The 18349-nt window shown below is 41.3% G+C and carries 19 protein-coding genes; 10 read left to right on the forward strand and 9 right to left on the reverse strand.

What is annotated here, in order from left to right; genetic code table 11:
• Positions 1-254 precede the first annotated feature (254 nt).
• Genes IGI67_RS12415 through IGI67_RS12430 form a run of 4 tightly spaced genes read left to right on the forward strand, consistent with a single transcriptional unit; the run spans position 255 to position 4944 of the window.
• A complete protein-coding gene (locus IGI67_RS12415; protein ID WP_429957887.1) occupies positions 255-2471 on the forward strand; it encodes a glucosaminidase domain-containing protein in 2217 nt (738 codons plus the stop codon).
• 16 nt (positions 2472-2487) lie between these two features.
• Positions 2488-3054, forward strand: a complete 567-nt coding sequence (gene lepB / locus IGI67_RS12420) for a signal peptidase I (RefSeq protein WP_207108677.1) — start codon at positions 2488-2490, stop codon at positions 3052-3054.
• Between the two features lie 18 nt (positions 3055-3072).
• Positions 3073-3816: a hypothetical protein gene (locus tag IGI67_RS12425; protein WP_429957888.1), complete on the forward strand. Its 744-nt coding sequence runs from the start codon at positions 3073-3075 to the stop codon at positions 3814-3816.
• Between the two features lie 18 nt (positions 3817-3834).
• Positions 3835-4944, forward strand: coding sequence for a hypothetical protein (locus IGI67_RS12430; protein ID WP_429957889.1), 1110 nt, complete (start codon positions 3835-3837; stop codon positions 4942-4944).
• Positions 4945-5060: 116 nt separating this feature from the next.
• Here the strand turns inward: IGI67_RS12430 and IGI67_RS12435 are convergent, their stop codons facing one another.
• The 7 genes from IGI67_RS12435 to IGI67_RS12465 all read right to left on the reverse strand — a co-directional run bounded on the left by IGI67_RS12435 (position 5061) and on the right by IGI67_RS12465 (position 11645).
• Positions 5061-5864 (reverse strand): gluconate 5-dehydrogenase, encoded by an 804-nt coding sequence (locus tag IGI67_RS12435; RefSeq protein ID WP_429957890.1) that lies wholly within the window; start codon positions 5862-5864, stop codon positions 5061-5063.
• Positions 5865-5926: 62 nt separating this feature from the next.
• A complete protein-coding gene (gene kduI, locus IGI67_RS12440; RefSeq protein WP_429957891.1) occupies positions 5927-6766 on the reverse strand; it encodes a 5-dehydro-4-deoxy-D-glucuronate isomerase in 840 nt (279 codons plus the stop codon).
• Between the two features lie 34 nt (positions 6767-6800).
• A complete protein-coding gene (locus IGI67_RS12445) occupies positions 6801-7811 on the reverse strand; it encodes a PfkB family carbohydrate kinase (RefSeq protein WP_429957892.1) in 1011 nt (336 codons plus the stop codon).
• 2 nt (positions 7812-7813) lie between these two features.
• Positions 7814-8461: a bifunctional 4-hydroxy-2-oxoglutarate aldolase/2-dehydro-3-deoxy-phosphogluconate aldolase gene (locus IGI67_RS12450; protein WP_429958640.1), complete on the reverse strand. Its 648-nt coding sequence runs from the start codon at positions 8459-8461 to the stop codon at positions 7814-7816.
• Between the two features lie 128 nt (positions 8462-8589).
• Positions 8590-8937, reverse strand: coding sequence for a cupin domain-containing protein (locus IGI67_RS12455; protein ID WP_429957893.1), 348 nt, complete (start codon positions 8935-8937; stop codon positions 8590-8592).
• A 92-nt stretch (positions 8938-9029) separates the two neighbouring features.
• A complete protein-coding gene (locus IGI67_RS12460; RefSeq protein ID WP_429957894.1) occupies positions 9030-10280 on the reverse strand; it encodes a PTS ascorbate transporter subunit IIC in 1251 nt (416 codons plus the stop codon).
• 351 nt (positions 10281-10631) lie between these two features.
• Positions 10632-11645: a LacI family DNA-binding transcriptional regulator gene (locus IGI67_RS12465; RefSeq protein ID WP_429957895.1), complete on the reverse strand. Its 1014-nt coding sequence runs from the start codon at positions 11643-11645 to the stop codon at positions 10632-10634.
• Positions 11646-11969: 324 nt separating this feature from the next.
• Between IGI67_RS12465 and IGI67_RS12470 the strand changes: the two genes are divergently transcribed.
• Together IGI67_RS12470 and tnpA are read left to right on the forward strand one after the other, a co-directional pair.
• Complete coding sequence (locus tag IGI67_RS12470; protein WP_429958641.1) at positions 11970-12290, forward strand: DsrE/DsrF/TusD sulfur relay family protein; 321 nt, start codon at positions 11970-11972, stop codon at positions 12288-12290.
• A gap of 181 nt (positions 12291-12471) precedes the next feature.
• Complete coding sequence (gene tnpA, locus IGI67_RS12475) at positions 12472-12945, forward strand: IS200/IS605 family transposase (protein WP_429956784.1); 474 nt, start codon at positions 12472-12474, stop codon at positions 12943-12945.
• A 132-nt stretch (positions 12946-13077) separates the two neighbouring features.
• On the opposite strand, the gene IGI67_RS12480 is transcribed toward tnpA, so the two are convergent.
• Entirely contained in the window at positions 13078-13488 is a 411-nt protein-coding gene (locus IGI67_RS12480) for a hypothetical protein (protein WP_429957896.1), read from the reverse strand.
• Positions 13473-13925, reverse strand: a complete 453-nt coding sequence (locus IGI67_RS12485) for a LytTR family DNA-binding domain-containing protein (RefSeq protein WP_429957897.1) — start codon at positions 13923-13925, stop codon at positions 13473-13475. The genes IGI67_RS12480 and IGI67_RS12485 overlap by 16 nt, the downstream gene beginning before the upstream one ends.
• Before the next feature lie 295 nt (positions 13926-14220).
• Between IGI67_RS12485 and IGI67_RS12490 the strand changes: the two genes are divergently transcribed.
• From IGI67_RS12490 to IGI67_RS12505, 4 genes are all read left to right on the forward strand, one after another.
• Complete coding sequence (locus tag IGI67_RS12490; RefSeq protein WP_429957898.1) at positions 14221-14652, forward strand: effector binding domain-containing protein; 432 nt, start codon at positions 14221-14223, stop codon at positions 14650-14652.
• A gap of 329 nt (positions 14653-14981) precedes the next feature.
• Positions 14982-16259, forward strand: a complete 1278-nt coding sequence (locus IGI67_RS12495; protein ID WP_207108671.1) for an L-lactate MFS transporter — start codon at positions 14982-14984, stop codon at positions 16257-16259.
• A 232-nt stretch (positions 16260-16491) separates the two neighbouring features.
• Complete coding sequence (locus tag IGI67_RS12500) at positions 16492-16926, forward strand: MarR family winged helix-turn-helix transcriptional regulator (protein WP_429957899.1); 435 nt, start codon at positions 16492-16494, stop codon at positions 16924-16926.
• Positions 16927-16929: 3 nt separating this feature from the next.
• Positions 16930-18309 carry an MATE family efflux transporter gene (locus IGI67_RS12505; protein WP_429957900.1) on the forward strand — a complete coding sequence of 460 codons (1380 nt, stop codon included), beginning with the start codon at positions 16930-16932 and terminating at the stop codon, positions 18307-18309.
• The last annotated feature ends 40 nt before the right edge of the window (positions 18310-18349 follow it).

The following is an 18349-nucleotide window of genomic DNA, read 5'->3' on the forward strand; positions in this document are numbered from 1 at the left end:
AAAGAAGCCAATTTGCCGCGAATCAGTGAACGATTGTGACTTATCAGAAGCCATTTAAAGTCTCAGCGATGAACGGCGCAGGATGCTCAGCATTCACTGGTAATTTTTACAAGGTGGATGCATCATTACCGAAGTTTGAATCAAGGATGCGGATTATTGTCAGCATCCTTGATTTTTTTTTCAAATCATTGGTTGCCCCAGTATTTCCAAAAAATACTTAGCGTTATTCAGGATAGAAAGAAGGGGAAATGTTCATGAAAAAGATTGTTATGGCAATTTGTGGGGTAGTAGTGTTTTGTTGGGGAGCTGCTAGCCTGCGCAGCGGGGCACTAAAAGCCGATAACTTGCTTCAGGAATCGTCTGTTGTGGAAAGAACAGTCCCGGAAAGTTCAACGGTTGCAGAACCAGCAGCACCGGAGGCTCCGGCAGCACCAGAACCGATTCAAGAAACTCCGATGCCAGAGACACCTGCAGATGAGCCATCGGGGGATGTGTCAGAAGCACCAAGCGTAAAGGAGCCGACGGAAAGTGCGCCGGCTGATGAGCCTATATCGGAAACAATACCAGAAAGCAGTACAACCGAACCGTCAAGCAGCGACAGTTCAATTACGGAAAGTTCGACTAAAGGGGAGTCGACAGAAAGTTCGACGAGCGGGACCTCTGGGAGTCAGACATCCAGCTCCACTGCTACCAGCACTTCTAAAAGTGATACTTCGACTGCTAGCAATACTTCAAGTAGTACGACAAGTTCGAGCAGCAGTTCAACAGGGACGACAGCAACGAGTTCTTCTACTAGTCAGGAGCAGCCGAGTACACCATCAGCCCCGTCTGCACCAGGTTCAACCCCAAATCCGGCACCAAGTACACCTACACCGCCGGTCCAGAGTGAGCCCAAAGTTCAAGCGAGTGCGGCTGTTATCCAAGAGACTCCGGCTGCTTTTTCAGAGACGAGTACATTGCAGCTGCCAAGTGAGTTGAAGACAGCGGAAGTGGCACAATCAGATCTGAAGGGCTATGAGCTGCCGTTGCTTTCGAGCTTCGAAAATAAAGCGCAAGCGGCGTTGATCTATGATGGAATCAAGAAACTAGGCATTGAGCAAGAGCCTGATTTTAATACAGAGCATTTAGCAGCTAAACTATACAGCGATCTTTTTGGAATTGAAATCACCGGGACACCTGAGAAGCAGGCGGACGAAATCAGTGTCGGCAGTTTGCTTTATCGAAAGAAGGACGATCAGCTAGAAATGATCGGTATTTCCATCGGAAAAGACTATTACTTAACGGCTGAGGATGTGGAGGTAGAGGTTTCCCCAGACGCAACGAAGATAGAAGCGAATGAGGATATAGAGTCAAGTGAGAATGATAATGATCAGAATAACGAAGAATCAGATAAAAAGGAAAAGCAGCGGCAAGTCGTTCTTCAGCCGATGGACATCGATGAAGAGGTGTTCGTTCAGACTTTGCCAGACGTTACATTGACTGAATATGGTCAAACAATTTTGGCCGAATACCCCGCTTCGATCAACTTCACAGAAAATGAAGCCTCGAAGAAATTCATTTCAACGATTGCAGAAGATGCGCGCAAGCTTGGACAAGAATACGATGTTTTTGCTTCAGTAATGATTGCTCAAGCATTGCTGGAAAGCGGTTCTGGCAGCAGCAGCTTGTCGCTGCCGCCAAATTACAACCTGTTCGGAGTGAAGGGAACCTATCAAGGACAAGCCGTTTCGATGGCAACTCAAGAGGATCGTGGAAATGGCGATTTGTATTCTATTAATTCCGCTTTTCGCAAGTATCCAAACTATGCGGCTTCATTAGGCGATTACGTTCAATTGCTAAGGGGAGGGATATCCGGTAATGACGGTTATTATCAAAAAGCATGGCGTTCTACCGCGAAGAATTATTTGCGCTCGACCCATGCGCTGACTGGGACTTATGCGACAGACACCTCCTATGATAGAAAGCTGAATTCGATCATTGCAGTCTACAATTTGACGCAATACGATCGTGTAAAAGTTGATCAATCATCCGGCGTCTTTATTAAAGGCAAGGAGGAGATTCCCAAAGAATATCGCTCCATGATGCGTTATCCAGATTATAACGGGATCAATTACAATACTTCCGGTTCATACCCAGTTGGTCAATGTACGTGGTACGCCTTTAACCGTGTGAAGCAGTTAGGAAAGAGCGTCGATGACTTTATGGGCAACGGCGGTGAATGGGGGACAAAAGGAAAAGCCTTGGGATATGAGGTCAGTCGTGAGCCTAAAGCCGGCTGGTTGATTTCCTTCACACCAGGCACAGCTGGATCAGATCCGCGCTATGGTCATGTCGCTTTTGTTGAAGTGGTTCGACCAGAGGGGATTTTAATCTCAGAAGGAAATGTATATGGCGGTACAGTGATTTCCTATCGGGTGATCGATGCAAACTTAGCCAAATCTGATTTAGTAACTTATATCAAAGCAAAATAAAGGGGTGCCATCACTCGTGGCAAATAAGCGACACGAACACGCAGAGGATTCACCGTATGACAGGAGGACGATACTGTTAACCATTGTTCTTCTCATCATTTTATCTGTAACGATGCTGTTTGTTATGAGAGGACAGTTACAAAAGCGCTATAGTGTTCATACGATTTCTGGGACTTCGATGGTTCCAGCATTGACTGAAAGAGATCAGGTTCTAGTAAAAAAAAATGTTCAGATCCAGCGCTACGATATCATTGCTTTTTCAGTGGATAAGGAAGAGGGGATGTTTGTCAAACGTGTAATTGGATTACCAGGTGACCGTTTGTTTATCCGAAATGATCGCATGGTGTTAAATATCGGCGAACAAGGCGATTTTGAAACCACGAGCACGTTTCACCTATCGCCAACTGTAGCGGATGAGTTTCAAACATTAAACAAAATTCCAGAGGACGTTTACTTTGTGATCGGCGATCATGTAGACGTTTCTAAAGACAGCCGCACATTTGGTTTCGTTCATCAGGACGCAATCGAAGGAACTGTCCAATTCCGTTTTCCGGCGATTCATCTCGCTAAGGTGGAAAACTAAAAGAAAAGGGGTAAACACGTGATAATCATTAATTGGATTTGTGCAGGGCTCATTATTTTAGTGCTCTTAGTATGGCTATATCGGATGGTTATCAATGTTCGATTGCAGCTGATTAAACCACCAAGAGATGCATCGACGACCTTTCAGCGGAAGTTGGATTATGTCAAGCAAATGCAACAGACAAAGCATGTTTCGGCTTTATTATTCATCACCTTTTGTTTAGCGGTGGGGTCATTCTTGACCACGTACAGCCTGTTTCAGGTACAAGATCAGCTGTATGCGGTCAATGAACAAAACAGCACGTTAAGAGACGATGTCCAAGTAATGAAAAAGGAACAGAAAAAGCTGATCAATAAACTGCCGGTCAAAGAGTATCCGCAGGAAGGAATCGGATTGCAGGATTATGCTTGGGCTGAGCTGTTCTCCGATGATAGCCGCGAAAAACAATACGCGATGGAGAGTGACCTTTCCAACAAACTCAGTCCTTACTTTGGTTTGCCGACGACGCTGATCGTCTTAGATATACCGACTCAAACATTGAACATTGCTTTGGCGGGAGAGTTAACCAGTGATAACAATCGCAAACAAATCAAGGATAATATCAAGGCTTTTGCTGCTGAAGCAGAGAAAATAGCGAATTTGACACAAATCACTTTCCAGTTGAATGTAAGAGACGGAGAAAAGCAGAAACAAGATTATAGCTGTACTTTCTCTCGTGAGAATGGAGAAGATAAATTTGTAATGATTCAAGAAGAAGACTAACGGAAAGAAGGGGAAAAAATGGTAGCACAACAAAAGAAGAGCGGATGGTTTTTCAATAAGAACATTATCGATGAAATCAATTCCGTTCCGGAGGAGAAAGTGGAAAACGAAGCACCGGCACCAACACAGAATCAGGCAACTCCGCCTGCACCAGCTCAAGCTCAGCCAAAATCTGCTCCTGCATTAAAGATGGTCTCTGATAATACTGTTCCAGAGTCACCAGAGAAACAAGCAGAAGAAATCAAAGAACTGAAACGTTTGATTTTTGAAAAAGAGCAGGTTTTACAAAAGTATAAAAAGGAAATGTCTGCTCAAACCCAACAATTGACGAAGGAAAACGAGAACTATCGCCAATCCGTTTTACGAATGGGTGAGGAAAAAGCACAAAATCGTCGACAAATTCAAGATTTGGAAGCCGAGGTTCAGAGGGCACGGCAAGAGGTCCAGCGTCTAAAAGAAACGCAAGAGCTGGATAACTTGAAGCAGCAGCTGGAACAGGTTCAGGAAGAAAACAAGAAATTAAAAGACTCGGTTGAACACTTAGCTACGGTAGAACAGGAGTTGGAAGAAATTCACGAAGAACATCACGCACTGGTTGCTCAGCAAAAAGATGAAGAGATCCAGCGGCTTGAAAAAATCCATCAATTGGAAGGCCAGATCAATGATCTTATTTCAGAGATCAATGAGAAGGACGAGCAATATTCTCAACTCGATAAGGTGATTGTAGAGAAGGATCAAGTGATGGATCGTATGATCGAAGAACAAGCGGCTAAGGAAGTTCAAGCAAAAGAGACTGCCGAACTGCGTGAAAAGGTTGCAGCACTTAAAGCCGAGAATGAGCAGCTAAAACAAGAAGCCGTTTCGACTCAGCAAGAAATAGGAGAAGTATTGGTCTCGGCACGGAAACAAGCCAATCGTATGGTGGAAAAGTCTAAAATGGACGCTCACCGTATCATTGAAGAAGCTAAAAGAGAGTTGGCACTGATCAATGAACAGGCGAAAGAGATTTCCGATGAAGTCGTTGAATCACGCCAATCTGTATTGTCATTGTATGAAGAAATGCAAACCCGAGTAGATATCCTTGCGCAAGGAAAAATGCAGGAAAATGTCATTTCGAAATCAGAATAATAGCATCCTAATGTGAATCGATAGGTATAAATAAAAAACGATGCCTTAAAATTTTTCATTAATGGATAAAAGCGCAAGAACATTTGATCTTTTCAGATGTTCTTGCGCTTTTCTTTTTAAGGTTGTTTGCCAATATAAGCAAGGATACCGCCATCCACATATAGAATGTGTCCATTCACAAAGTCTGATGCTTCGGATGCTAAGAACACCGCTGGTCCTGCTAAATCTTTAGGGGTTCCCCAACGTGCTGCGGGAGTACGACCAACAATAAACTGATCAAATGGATGCTGAGAACCGTCTGCTTGTTTTTCACGGAGCGGTGCAGTTTGAGGCGTTGCAATATAACCAGGTCCAATGCCGTTACATTGGATATTGTATTCGCCATATTCCGAAGCGATATTTTTCGTCAACATTTTTAAACCGCCTTTGGCCGCTGCATAAGCACTCACTGTTTCACGACCAAGCTCACTCATCATGGAACAAATATTGATAATTTTCCCACTATTTTGTTCCATCATTTGTGGAAGTACTGCTTTTGCCATAATAAATGGTCCGTTTAAATCGATATCAATTACTTGGCGAAAATCAGCTGCCGCCATTTCATGCATAGGTGTTCGTTTGATGATTCCGGCGTTGTTTACGAGAATGTCGATACTTCCAACGTCGTTCTTGATTTGTTCTACCATTGCTTGAACTTGCTCTTCCTTAGTAACATCACAAACATAACCGTGGGCGTCAATACCGACCTTTTTATAATTTTCAATCCCGCTGTCGACTGATTTCTGATCGAGATTATTAAAAACAATTGTTGCTCCCGCTTCGGCTAGTGAACAGGCGATTTCAAAACCAATTCCGTATACAGCGCCTGTTACAAGTGCGACCTTTCCATCCAAACTAAAACTATTCATAGTGAAATCCATCGATTTTTCCTCTTTTCTCATGATTAGATTCTGCTCATATCTATTAATTTGTTAGGGCTTGTTTATTTCAACTGCTCCATTGGTATCATATCCATATCACTGTACGTAATATTTTCTCCGCACATCGCCCAAATAAAGGAGTAATTACTTGTTCCAACTCCCGAATGGATGGACCAACTAGGTGAAATGGCTGCTTGCTCGTTTGCCATGACCAAGTGTTTTGTTTCCTCAGGCTTACCCATCATATGGAATATTCGTGTGTCCTGTTCCATATCAAAATACACATAGGCTTCCATTCGACGTTCATGCGTGTGACAAGGCATGGTGTTCCAAGCGCTGCCTGGTTCTAAAATTGTATACCCCATTTGAAGCTGGCAGCTCTCACAGACATTCGGATGAATGTATTGATAAATTTTACGTTCATTTAAGGTCAATGGTTCACCAGTCTCCATTGGTTTGATATCATCAATGCTAATTTTTACATTTGGATATTTATGGTGGGCTGGAGCAGAACTAATGTAAAATTTGGCTGGATTCTCTTCGTTTTCAGAAGAAAAAACAATATGTTCCGTTTCTTTTCCAATGTAGTAGCCGTCCTGTTTTTTCATGGGTTCCTTTTTTCCATCAATTTCAATAAAACCAGGACCGCCAATATTGATTACACCTAGTTCGCGTCGTTCAAGAAAATAATTAACGCCTAATTCTTTATCCAGCTTAATTTCCAACGGCACTTTTGCAGGTGTCACTCCGCCAAAAATCATTCGATCATTGTGGGTGTAGGTCAGTGTGATTTCGCCAGGAATAAACACTTTTTCTACTAAGAATTCCTTCCTCAACTGTTCTGTAGAATAATGACGGATGTCTTCCGGACTATGTGTGTAACGATTTTCCATGTTTTGCATAATAAATTCTCCTAGTTCTATATTTTTTAAATTTTTATCGAACGATTTTTCCAGATCCGAAGTACAAAAAGTTTTCGACTTCTTGCTGATTAAATTGATTTGAGTCGCCATAAACGGTATGCTTCAGAGCTGCAGCAGCTGTGGCAAAGCAAATGGCCTTTGAGTAAGTGTCCTTATTCAGCAAACTATGAAGAACTCCGCCTGCAAAAGCATCCCCGCCGCCCACGCGATCCACGATAGGGTCAATCATGTGACACTGTGATTCATAGAAATTTCTTTCAGCCCACATCGTTCCTATCAATTGATTCACGCTTGCAGAATTCACTGTCCGGTTTGTAGAATAAAAAACAGAGATATTAGGATACCTTTTTTGCATCGCTTGATAATAATAAGTCATCTCTTCTTTTCGGCCGGTTCCTGAATAAGATGGAATCTCCAGTAATTTCTGAGCATCTAGACTTCCTGCTGAACAATAGTCCACATAGGGTAAAATTTGCGTAAGGAATTTTCCGGCCTGTTCTGGTGACCAAAGCTTGCTGCGATAATTGACATCGAAGCTAATCTTGCACCCAGACTTTTTCGCCATTTGAACAATGTCTAAAGCAAGCGCCCGCCATTTTTCCGACAAAGCTGGCGTGATCCCAGAAATATGAAAAATATCGACCCCGTTAAAAAGACTCTCTAGATTCCATTCAAGCTGCTCCATCGCAGCAAAACTAGAGCCTGCTCGATCATATATCACATTAGCTGCTCGTTCCCCGACGCCTGACTCTAAATAATAAGTACCCAGACGATCCCCACCGAATAACAAATGTCTGGTGTCGACACCAAAACGATTTAGATGTTTTTTTACCGCTTCTCCTAAACCATTCGCGGGAACTTTACTGGCAAATAGTACCTGATGGCCATAATTTGCTAGAGAGATAGCAACATTCGCTTCTCCGCCTCCATAATGAATAGAAAAACTTTCTGCTTGGGGGATACGAATCCCAGTTTCCGTAGAAAAACGCAGCATGATTTCACCAAGAGTAACTACTTTTCCCATTTTTAAGCTCCTTTTATTTCTTGGTATCTCGTCATATACTGTGATGCGATCTCTGTCACTTTTTCAAACTCACCGGTGGCTGCCGGGGCGAGTAAATTACCACCTACACCAACCGCTACGGCACCAGCATTAATCCAAGCTTCCAGGTTCTCCAAACTCACGCCTCCGGTAGGCATTATATTAATGTAAGGCATCGGAGCCTTGAAGGCAGAAATAATCTGTGGGCCATAAACGCTGCCAGGAAATAGTTTTATAATATCAACACCGTGTTTATAGGCTTGTTGTATTTCAGTAATCGTCATGCATCCCGGCAAATAAGGGACTTGATACAGATTACAAAGCTCTGCTGTTTCTTGATTGAAGAAGGGACTAACAATGAAATCAGCACCAGCTAAAATCGCCAAACGAGCAGTTGTTGCATCTAGTACAGTACCTGCACCAACTAAAACTTCGGGAGACTGTTCATATGCGGTCACTAGCTCCTTGATGACTTCTTCTGCTTCGGGAATCGTAAAGGTTATTTCAAGCCCATGCATGCCGCCTTTAACAATAGCGTGACTGGCTTTAATTGCTTCTTCCTTACTTTCTCCGCGAACAACAGCGATTATTCCTGCTGCTTCCACTCGTTGAAGAATATCGACCTTTTTCAAAATCATCACTCTTTTCCAATTGCAGTATAGTTATTTCTTGTAAAGCGTAGTGGTGTCTGTCTGAAGAAAACAACCACCACTACAAAATTGCTGATCGAACTTGAGAAACGTGTTTTTAATCACTCGATTTATAAAAAATCTTCTCGAATCGGAGTAAAGGAATCCAGTAAACGGCTATCATCTTCTAAAGGAATACAGCCGTGCTCATGATTGCTTGGGAAATAAATAGTATCTCCTGTTTGAACTACCCGTGTTTCAGTGTGATCGGGATATTTAATACTGAATTTAAAGGAACCCTTCATAACGTAGGTAGTTTGTACATGCTCATGCTTATGGTAAGGAATCTCACTTTCCGAGTCCAAACCGTTCTCAAATATAATCAGGGCATTCATTAACCCTTCACCGTATGCTAGTACTGTTCGTAATGTATTGTCGTCGACACGAGTTGTTGCTAATTCTTCTTTTTTAAAAAACATTTCTTTCATCCTTTCAATTATCTGTATTCAGATAGTAGTATCTATTTTTTTGAAAATTTGTACCCATAAAATTATTTTGACTATTTTATCTGCTAAAACCAGCGTAGTATCAACCAGAATAGTCCAGAAACAGTAATCATATCTGGATCGGCAAAAGTAGTTCCGTCAACCCCCAAGGAACTAAACAAAGTCAATGAAACTGCCGGCATTATAGCTAGCAAAAGACCATCGATTACACTAGAGATTACAGCGCCGCGTACACCGCCTTCAGCATTGCCCAAGATTGCAGCCGCACCTCCTGTGATAAAGCAAGCCATCAACCCAGGTACAATTACTGGCAGACCAAGCAGCGGTAAAAGAAAGACCATCAGGATTCCTACGCCAAAAGAAATTAAGAACCCAATAAGTGCAGTATTTTGCGCTTCCTCAAACAACACCAAGACATCTACGCCGGGAACGGCTCCTGGTGCAAAAATTTTAGCAAAGCCTTTAAATGCAGGAACAATTTCATCGGTAAACATTTTGATACCGGCTTTAACAATAAATAGCCCCGCTGCAAAAGTAGCCGCCTTTTCCATGGCGTAAAGTACGATCATTTCACCACCAGAAACCTCTTGGATCACCTTTTCTTGAGCGAATATACAAGTGATGATAAACAAGATAAACATGGTGAGGGTAGTTGCAACGATCGGGTCCTTTAAAAACATGATCTTATCATTCATTTTTATTTTTTCAGCATCATTATTTTTATTACCGAATTTTTTTGCGGCAATGGAGCCCAGTACATAAGACAATGTTCCTGAGTGTGCGATCGTGTAATCTTCGGAATGCACAACATCCTTGGAATAGTGCCCCAGAATACTTGGGGAAATGGCCATATAGGCGCCTAATCCCAAACCGCCTAAGGCAATAGCGAGCATCTCATTCATGTTTAGCATTTGAAAAATTGCTGAAATAGCAAAAGCTGTAAACAAAGCTAAATGGAGTGATAGGTAAATAGATTTAAATTTAGTAAATCGCGCAAGCAAAATGTTCACAAACAAGCCAACAATCAAAATCAATGAGGCGGTACTCCCTAAGGTTTTCAGAGTCATAGCCATCATAGCTTCATTACTCGGAACGACTCCTTGAAGCCTGAAAGCGCTGTTAAAAAGACTGCTAAAAGCGGTTAGGGTCTCAGCCAAAATGCTGCTGCCCATTTTAATCATCGTAAACCCAACAAACGAAATGATGGTACCCGTAATAACTTTGGATGGTTTGTTTTTCATCGCAATCAAGCCGACCAATGTGACCAATGCAATAATGATTGCAGGCTTTCTCACGATTTCAATAAAGATTCCCATTAATTTTCCTCCTTCTAGTACAAGCTAGATGACTAGTGACCAGATACTCAAAGTGTAACTATCTGAGTTTTAATTGATGTTTTAGAGCGTTTATTTGTTTCCTGCGCAAGAAACGGGAATTGATAAACCGGTTTAGTAAATTAGAAAAATAAAAACGGTTGATTCGCTGTCAATAAAAAATAGGTCCAGATTTCATTTATTGTTCGCTACTAAACCGGTTTATCAATTTATTTGAGTATAGCGTCTGGAAAAAGAAAATGCAAGCGCTTTTTTCAAATAAAAAAAAGATAATCCAAGAAAATGGATTATCTCATATAAAGTAATTGGGACTACAACAATCAGAAAAAGGGATCACTGCTGGATTCGTTTCACGGATTCTCTTTCAATCAATTGTGTAGAATATCGATAGACTTTTTTCTCATCGCTGACATTTTCTTGGATTTGTTTCAACAGAAGTTCCGATGCTTTTGTTCCGATGGCATCTACCGGTTGGGCAAGGGTAGTGATCTCCGGTGTGTGCAGTCGAGCGAATGAGACATCGTCAATGCCCAGCAAGCTGAAGGTGTCTGGAATAGAAATTTTCTTGTCCTTCGACCATATCAAAACCGCTTCTAAAATCATATCATTTGTTGCTAAAACAGCAGTTGGTTTATGAGTACGACTAAAGAGCTCATCTAGTTTTTCTCCTACTTCGCTTTGTTGACAGGTAACCATAAACTCTGAATGTTCGGATATTTTGTTTTTAGCCAAAGTTTTTTTATAGCCATTCAACCGTTCAAATCGAGTAGTGATCCTGTCCCCTAATGGAAATGTGATGATCGCGATATCGCGATGTCCGTTGTCGATTAGTAATTGTGTTGCTGTGGCAGTAGCCTGCTCATTATCTAATAGAACACTTGGGACAGTTAGTTCTGGTAATACACGGTCAATAAAGACTAACGGTATTTTACGGTCCTGAAGTTCTTGGTAAAGGCTCTCATTTTCAGCCGTTGGAAAGACCAGCAGCCCATCTACTTGTCTGGCAACAAAGGATTCGATCAGCTCACGTTCACGATTGGGATCGTCTTCAGTACTAGTCACCACGATAGAATATTTTTCCGTTTGAAAAAAGCCTTCGATTGCTCTAACTAACTCCAAAGAAAAGCGCGAAGATAGTGTTGAACAAACAAAAGCAATCAGCCGAGTATCTTTTTGTTTTAAGCTCTTTGCGATTTGATTGGGGTAATAGTTCAATTCTTTGATAGCCGCTTCAATTTTTTTTCGAGTGGCTTCACTCATATAGGAATAACGCTTATTCAGGAACTGTGAAACGGTGCTTTTTGACACACCAGCTTTTTCAGCGACATCCTTAATAGTTGGTTTCATGGTTCTCCACCTGTCTTACTCTTGATTAGCAAGATTATAGCACAAATTGTATCTTTATCAAAAAAGGGAGGCAAAGATGAAGGCGTGTCAGCAACGGTCAAATTGTACTCTAAAGCCAGCTAGCGATAGCTCAAATGATGCTGGATAGGGGGCTGGAACAGAAGATAAATAGGATGAATCAATTATTTTGAAGAGAGCATAGGACAAGAGACGGATCGAATCACTTAGAATGATTGTTTTCAAGCTATGAAACCGCTATACTTTAAGGTGATTAGGATCATGGACAATCATTTTTTCAATACTCATGATAAAGGAGCGGATGAAATGAAATTGGCGATTATCTTGGAAACAAACGAGCACGAAAAAGCCTGGAATGCTTTTCGCTTTGGTGTGGCAGCGCTGAAGAAAACACATGAGGTCAAATTTTTCTTGATGGGTGAAGCTGTAGAGGTCGAAAGTATCGAAGACGAGCAATATGATGTGCCGGCTGAAATGAAGAAGCTGGAGGAACAAGGAGGCGAGCTGCTGGCTTGCGGTACCTGCCTTAAATCTCGCCAACTAGAAGATCAAACCTCTTGTCCGATTTCGACGATGTTTGATTGCGTGGAAATGGTAGAATGGGCCGATAAAATCGTGACATTCTGATAACGAAAGAAGATCCCAGACTTGGATAGCCAGTCTGGGATTTTTTTGTATGTTTTGAAAACCATAGGCTATGCCTATGGTTCCAGAGAGCTTCCAGCGTGGTATTAAAAAAGCCTCCCAAAATTGATAAACTGATGATGGTTTCCCGACCGCATCACAATCAAATTTAGGAGGTATCCTTATGATGAAGGATAAAGAAAGTTTAGCACACTCAAAATGGAGATGTAAGTATCATATTGTATTTGCACCAAAATATCGTAGACAAATCATTTATGGGAAATATAGAGAAAGTATCGGAGCAATCATCCGTAAGCTTTGCGAAAGAAAAGGGGTAGAAATTCATGAAGCAAATGCTTGTAAGGATCACGTTCATCTTCTTGTCAGCATTCCACCAAAGCTAAGTGTGGCTCAATTTATGGGATATTTAAAAGGAAAAAGCAGCTTAATGATATTCGATCGACATGCGGAGTTGAAATATCGATATGGGAATCGTAAATTTTGGTGTCGCGGATACTATGTGGATACGGTTGGTCGAAATAAGGAACAGATAGCAGAATACATTCGTAAACAACTCAAAGAAGATCATGTAGCGGACCAGTTAACGTTGTTTGAAGAAGTAGATCCATTTACAGGAGAAAAAAACAAGAAGAAATAAAGAGAGATTCTTTTAGAATCAGCGAGTAGATGTGGTGCGGGAGGAAGCCTTCAGATGGCCTTTCAGGCCAAGGCCGGTAATAGAGGCTTTCAGCCGAAGAGCAAACCACCCGTTTCACGGGTGGTTTTGATTTTAATGATTCAATTGATTCAGGTTTGCTGCCATTTTTTTATTGTCGAGTTTGGAATAGAAATAGAAAGTAAGGATATGCAAGACTAACGTTAATAACAATACTGCGAGAAAGAATGGGCGAATCAAATCAAACATCTGAGTTGAATAAAGATAGACTGCGGTATACCCGCAAAATGTATTCACTAGCGTGCAGATAATAATGTTAATTGAAGCTTTCAACGTAGAGTAGTTCCACAGATAGGGGTAGATCACACCAAATACTAGACCGATCAAAAGGCTGATTCCGATTAAGTGCCAAATGTAATTAAATGGCACCTGTGAAAAGAAGTCGGTGATGGAGCAAAGTATCGTGATCCAAATTAGTGAACTAAAAGCGGCTTGAAAGAAATTATTTTTTAATTGTTTGAACATGAGAGTCTCTCCTTAATATTTTTGGCGTAGTGGCGACTGACAACATAAGCAGTACTTGTTTTAGTATGAACTTCTAAACGAGCGTGTTCTCCTAATTGGAAAGATTGAACCGCTTTTAGATTTAACATTTGCGAGTTATTGATCCGATAGAAATTTTGACTTTCTAGATAGCTCAGTTCTTTGAGTCGTTTTTGCAGAATGTAGGTCTGCTGGTTCGGCAAGTTCACTCTGACCAGATGGCCCATTGTTTCAAATGACTCGATTTGATGTAACGGAATTTTGATTGAGCGATTGTTTTTTGGATCGACTGCGACGATTTCATGAGCTTGATTTAAGTGCTTTTCAAGCTGCTGCAGCCTCGTTTTATTTTCAGGATTTGCGAAGATATCTATTTCATTTAATGCTTTTTCTTTCACCCAGGTAAAGTTGATATTCATTTGTTGCCTCCTTTGTGACTCTAGCATAGCAAGTAGTGAGGATAGAGAGAACCTTTTTTTCGTTTGTTGCAATAAAAGAGGCATTTGTTGCATAGAGCCATTGAAATTGTGCAAGAAAAAGAATAAGCAAACACGGCTTTCTACTATAATTTAGCTAGAGACGCTACTAACAGTGACTTTTCCTTATAGGCATCTTTATTGCATCGATTCAGTAATCGGCATATATTTACCGTGTAGTAAGTGAATCATAGATTTTTTGCTGGGGATAACTAAAAAAGAAAGAAGGAAGCTAGTTATGTTGAAGTTAGTTGAGAGAGAAGCTTTAACGATTCATGGTTGGATCACGACCCTGCAGTCGACGAATTCATCAGAGGAATTGGCTGAGATGAGCAAACAAAAGATGCAGGCTAAAGAAAAATATGCTTCAAAGGTCGAGGGCGATTTGTATGCAGTAAATGCAGTAATTGACGGCGACCGCTGCTATTTGATTGGGAACGCCGAGGAGGAAGAGGCGCGCCCATCAGCGTTTGATTTGCCAGCTGGAACATACGCAGGCTTTGAATTAAGCTACACTGATCAAGTGGAGCTGGATCAATTGATCGGTCAGACCTATGGTGAATTGATGCAAAATGAAGAGTATCAGATTGCTGGAAATTTTAATCTAGAGGAATATACTAGTGTTGGGAAGCTGACATTTTATGTGCCAGTTAAGAAGAAGGCACAATAGAAAATAAGAGATGTGTTATGAAGGAACTGCTAAGCAATTATCGCTCGGCAGTTTTTTTGCGACTATGATTCAGTGAGTGTCTCTGTTTTATGGACTACAAATAAGAAGAATATTTATAAAATGAGTTCCTAAAATTCTTTTTTTTAACAGTAAAAGATATAATCGGATTATATTAAAATTTTTTGTTGAATTTAATGAAATGAGAGCGTATACTCGTGATTATTGGGTGTTTGAAAAAAATATTTTTTTAAATAAAAAAAGATAACAGCTGTTATCTCTTTTTTATCGCACTCAACTACACAAATGCATTGAAATCAGGAGGGAATAAGATGCGCAGGGAAAAAAATAGATGGCTGATCGCCTTGTCAGGAGTAGCGATTCATCTGTCTATCGGTTCGGCATACGCGTGGAGTGTATTTAAAGAACCGATCAAAGAATTGACGGGTTGGGATAAATCGTCGATCTCTTTTGCATTTAGTTTAGCGATTTTCTGTTTGGGAACATCAGCAGCATTTATGGGAAAATTTGTAGAAAAATTTGGACCAAGAAAAACAGGAACGGTCGCATCGATTTTATTCGGCTTAGGAATCATCTCGACTGGTTTTGCCATTTCTAGTCAATCATTGCCAATGCTGTATCTGACTTATGGAATTATCGGCGGGATCGGTTTAGGAGCGGGGTATGTGACCCCAGTGTCAACGATGATTCGTTGGTTCCCAGATAGAAAAGGATTAGCTACCGGACTTGCTATCATGGGCTTTGGTTTTGCTTCTATGATCACTGGCCCGATCGCCCAGCAATTGATGGTGCATGTTGGCGTTTCTAAAACCTTCTATATTTTAGGGGTTGCCTATTTCTTAGTGATGTTTACTGCTTCGCGTTATTTGGAAAAGCCGCCAGTTGGCTGGACACCAGAAGGCTTCGAGGCTCCAAATCCAAAAGAAGAGGTAAAGGTTCAATACAGCGGTGTACAACTGACCGCCAATCAGGCAATCAAAACCAAAACTTTTTGGTTATTATGGTTTATGCTATTTCTAAATATTACTTGCGGAATCTCGCTTGTTTCAGAAGCCTCGCCAATGGCTCAGGAAATCACTGGAATGACTGCCGGCATGGCAGCTACGATGGTGGGAGTAATGGGTGTCTTCAATGGCTGTGGCCGATTGGTTTGGGCACTGGTCTCAGATGTGTTAGGTCGAAAAAATGTCTTTACGATTCTTTTCGTGATTGATATCGTTGTTCTAGTGAGCCTATCCGTAGTAAGCTCACCGTTGCTGTTTGCAGCATTGATTTGTTTATTGATGACTTGTTACGGCGCCGGATTTTCGATTGTTCCAGCTTACATTGGAGATGTCTTCGGTTCGAAAGAGGTTGGCGCAATTCACGGCTATATCTTAACTGCTTGGGCAGCAGCTGGAATGTTTGGTCCGATTTTCTTAGGGAAGGTCACTGAAATGTTCCATTCGTATACCAACGTTTTACGAATTTTTGCTGTACTGGCATTGATTGGATTTGCAGCTTCCATGATTATTCGTGCGGCTATCAAAGGTTTAGCTAAATCCAGCAATAATGAAACTTCGACAGGAACAAGTACGAAGCAGGCGTAAAAATAAAATAGGAAGCGATTGAAATCATTTTGATCTCAATCGCTTTTTTTAATTCTTGAAAGCAGAAATTTTCGCCTTATTATTGCAAAGCTGAGTGAGCTTGCGAAGACTTTCCTATTAACCATAAATAATCATCGATAAAAAGTTTTTGGAACAATAGTTGACCACTCAACTATTATTTGGTAAATTGGTTGAGTAGTCAACTATTTTGTTTTGGGATCAGGAGGAAACGATGAAACGAAGTGTGGGACGTTTGATTTCGATTTTGTATCGAAAAAATCAGATTTATTTAAATGCGGCAATGAAGCCATTAAACATTACAACAGCGGAGCAGCCGATCTTGATGTATCTATATCGGCATAATGCGGTGACACAAGAGGAGATTAGTGCGTATCTTCAAGTAGACAAGGCGTTGACGACACGAACGGTTCAGTCGCTATTAGAAAAAGACCTGATTACGAAGGAAAAGGATAGCCAGGATAAGCGTTGTAATAAAATTTCTTTGACTGAAAAAGGTTTGGATATGCGAGAAGCGATGGTAGAGAAATTTGTTGGTTGGAATCAGATCATGCTAGAGGGAATGGATCAGGAGAAACAGGACTTGCTTTTTGAGTTGTTAGAGGAAATGGTCGCAAAGACTGAACAGCATGATTTAAAGGGAGGATAAAAAATGGAAGCAGCAAATCCGTTAGGGACTGAAAAAATCTCAAAATTGCTATGGCAGTTTTCCATTCCGGCAATTATCGGAATGGTTGTGAATGCGCTATATAATGTAGTGGATCGAATTTATATCGGTCATGCTCCAGGTTTGGGAGCAAATGGTTTGGCGGGGATCACGATTGGCTTTCCAATCATGATCATTTTATTGTCAATTGGTATTTTGTTTGGTGTAGGCGGTGCGACGCTTTTCTCCATGAAGTTGGGAGAGGGAAAAACACAGGAGGCCGAGCTTGCGTTAGGGAATGCTTTTTCTCTGCTGATAATCAGCGGACTTTTATTTATGGCGATGGGCCATTTGTTTCTGTCTCCTGTATTATCCGTATTTGGTGCCAGTGAAAATGTCTTGCCTTTTGCTATGAGCTATATGCGGATCATTTTTTCAGGTGCGGTTTTTCAAATTGTCAGTATTGGTTTGAATAACTTTTTACGTGCAGATGGACAGCCTAAGCTGGCGATGATCACGATGTTTATGGGGGCGGGAGTCAATATCATCCTCGATCCAGTTTTTATCTACGTGTTTGATATGGGGATGGCCGGTGCTGCGCTAGCAACGATTCTTTCTCAATTCATTTCGATGATCTGGATTTTGACTTACTTTTTAAGTAAACGCAGTCATCATCAAATTCAAGTAAAAAATATGAGGATCAACCTTCATGTTGCCGCGAGAATCACGACATTAGGGTTACCGAATTTTTTATTGCAATTAGGAAATAGTCTGTTGAATGTCGTATTGAATATGACGCTTTTAAGCTATGGCGGCGATATTGCTGTTTCTGGCATGGGGATCGTTAATAGTATTCAGACAATATTGCTGATGCCGATCACTGGGTTGGTTCAGGGGGCGCAGCCGATCATCAGTTTTAACTTTGGTGCGAAGAAATTCAATCGCGTGAGGGAAACACAAAAATATGCCATCTTGATCGCGACGATGATTGTTAGTATCGGTTGGCTGGCTACTAGAATAATGCCGGAACAATTGGTGCGGTTATTCAATAATGAGCCTGAGTTGTTGACCTTTGGTGCGAAGGCTTTGCAAACCTGGTTCTTGTGTTTGCCAGTCATCGGCTTTCAAATCGTTGCTTCCAATTTCTTCCAGGCAACAGGGCGAACGCGTTCAGCGATCTTTTTGACATTGACAAGACAAATTATATTATTGATTCCAGCCATCTTGCTTTTCTCTAAAGTATGGGGAATGGACGGACTGCTACACGCCGCGCCTTTTGCTGATGCTGGAGCCGGTCTTCTGACAGGAATCTTTTATGTGATTGGCGTCAAACGACTGAGTAAGGAAGAGTCCGCGTCGGAAGAGCTGAATTACGAAACAGAATAACCAAGATAAGGTGTGTCGCTTTTTTGACACGCCTTTTTTT

The sequence above is a fragment of the Enterococcus sp. AZ196 genome (assembly GCF_050498845.1).
GTDB classification, from domain to species: domain Bacteria; phylum Bacillota; class Bacilli; order Lactobacillales; family Enterococcaceae; genus Enterococcus_A; species Enterococcus_A murrayae.

What these genes read in the sequence shown, in the direction of transcription:
- IGI67_RS12415 (WP_429957887.1), top strand. Translation starts at nt 255, where the DNA reads ATGAAAAAGATTGTTATGGCAATTTGTGGGGTAGTAGTGTTTTGTTGG.
- IGI67_RS12430 (WP_429957889.1), top strand. Translation starts at nt 3,835, where the DNA reads ATGGTAGCACAACAAAAGAAGAGCGGATGGTTTTTCAATAAGAACATT.
- IGI67_RS12435 (WP_429957890.1), bottom strand. Translation starts at nt 5,864, where the DNA reads ATGGATTTCACTATGAATAGTTTTAGTTTGGATGGAAAGGTCGCACTT.
- kduI (WP_429957891.1), bottom strand. Translation starts at nt 6,766, where the DNA reads ATGCAAAACATGGAAAATCGTTACACACATAGTCCGGAAGACATCCGT.
- IGI67_RS12445 (WP_429957892.1), bottom strand. Translation starts at nt 7,811, where the DNA reads ATGGGAAAAGTAGTTACTCTTGGTGAAATCATGCTGCGTTTTTCTACG.
- IGI67_RS12455 (WP_429957893.1), bottom strand. Translation starts at nt 8,937, where the DNA reads ATGTTTTTTAAAAAAGAAGAATTAGCAACAACTCGTGTCGACGACAAT.
- IGI67_RS12460 (WP_429957894.1), bottom strand. Translation starts at nt 10,280, where the DNA reads ATGGGAATCTTTATTGAAATCGTGAGAAAGCCTGCAATCATTATTGCA.
- IGI67_RS12465 (WP_429957895.1), bottom strand. Translation starts at nt 11,645, where the DNA reads ATGAAACCAACTATTAAGGATGTCGCTGAAAAAGCTGGTGTGTCAAAA.
- IGI67_RS12470 (WP_429958641.1), top strand. Translation starts at nt 11,970, where the DNA reads ATGAAATTGGCGATTATCTTGGAAACAAACGAGCACGAAAAAGCCTGG.
- tnpA (WP_429956784.1), top strand. Translation starts at nt 12,472, where the DNA reads ATGATGAAGGATAAAGAAAGTTTAGCACACTCAAAATGGAGATGTAAG.
- IGI67_RS12480 (WP_429957896.1), bottom strand. Translation starts at nt 13,488, where the DNA reads ATGTTCAAACAATTAAAAAATAATTTCTTTCAAGCCGCTTTTAGTTCA.
- IGI67_RS12485 (WP_429957897.1), bottom strand. Translation starts at nt 13,925, where the DNA reads ATGAATATCAACTTTACCTGGGTGAAAGAAAAAGCATTAAATGAAATA.
- IGI67_RS12490 (WP_429957898.1), top strand. Translation starts at nt 14,221, where the DNA reads ATGTTGAAGTTAGTTGAGAGAGAAGCTTTAACGATTCATGGTTGGATC.
- IGI67_RS12495 (WP_207108671.1), top strand. Translation starts at nt 14,982, where the DNA reads ATGCGCAGGGAAAAAAATAGATGGCTGATCGCCTTGTCAGGAGTAGCG.
- IGI67_RS12500 (WP_429957899.1), top strand. Translation starts at nt 16,492, where the DNA reads ATGAAACGAAGTGTGGGACGTTTGATTTCGATTTTGTATCGAAAAAAT.
- IGI67_RS12505 (WP_429957900.1), top strand. Translation starts at nt 16,930, where the DNA reads ATGGAAGCAGCAAATCCGTTAGGGACTGAAAAAATCTCAAAATTGCTA.